This window comes from Mycobacterium sp. E2462, assembly GCF_001672685.1.
Lineage (GTDB): Bacteria > Actinomycetota > Actinomycetes > Mycobacteriales > Mycobacteriaceae > Mycobacterium.
The window spans coordinates 1-615 of record NZ_LZKC01000009.1; the positions used below are offsets into that span (position 1 = coordinate 1).

A 615-nucleotide genomic window follows, 5' to 3' on the forward strand; every position below is an offset into this window, starting at 1 on the left:
CGGCACCCGCTCGGTGGCGTCGGGCGAGGTCGAATTCGTCGACGCCGAGGCGTTCCTGTTGTCCGAGCCGCCGCGCGAAGGGCAGCCGTCGGCCGGTCCCGCGGACGGCAAGGGGCTGGGCCGGATGATGGAGCTCACCAACGCCGCCCGGCTCGGCATCGCCCTGTTCGGCCTCGGCAACGCGCGACGCGCGCTGGTGGAGTCGCTGTCCTACGCGCGGCGGCTCGGACAACAGGAACGCCTCGGCGTCGACGAATTCGACCTCGCCCGACGCCACCGAGCGGGTGCCGAGCTTGTCCTTGAGCCGGCGGATCCGCACCCCGTTGCGCGACCCGTCGCGGCGGGTGCGCAACACCAGGAAGTTCGCGACGCCGCGGCTGGTGTCCGGCGCTCCCTCGGGCTTGGCCAGCACGACGAACGCCTCGCCGGCGCAGTTGGAGGCGAACCACTTAAAGCCGTTGAGCAGCCACGCGTCACCGACGCGGGTCGCCGTCGTCTCGAGCGCGCCGAGGTCGGAGCCGCCGGTGCGCTCGGTCAACAACTGCGCCGTCTCACCGGCCCACTCGCCGGCGGCGAACTTGGCCAGGACGTGGTCGCGCACGTCGGCCGGCGCGT

The 615-nt window shown here is 73.2% G+C and carries 2 pseudogenes; one reads left to right on the forward strand and one right to left on the reverse strand.

Annotated elements, in window-relative coordinates:
* Nucleotides 1–127: 127 nt before the first annotated feature.
* Nucleotides 128–193, forward strand: a pseudogene (locus A5714_RS26820) (hypothetical protein); the annotation flags it as partial.
* A gap of 24 nt (nt 194–217) precedes the next feature.
* Here the strand turns inward: A5714_RS26820 and A5714_RS24900 are convergent.
* A pseudogene (locus A5714_RS24900) lies at nt 218–615 on the reverse strand (acyl-CoA dehydrogenase family protein); the annotation flags it as partial.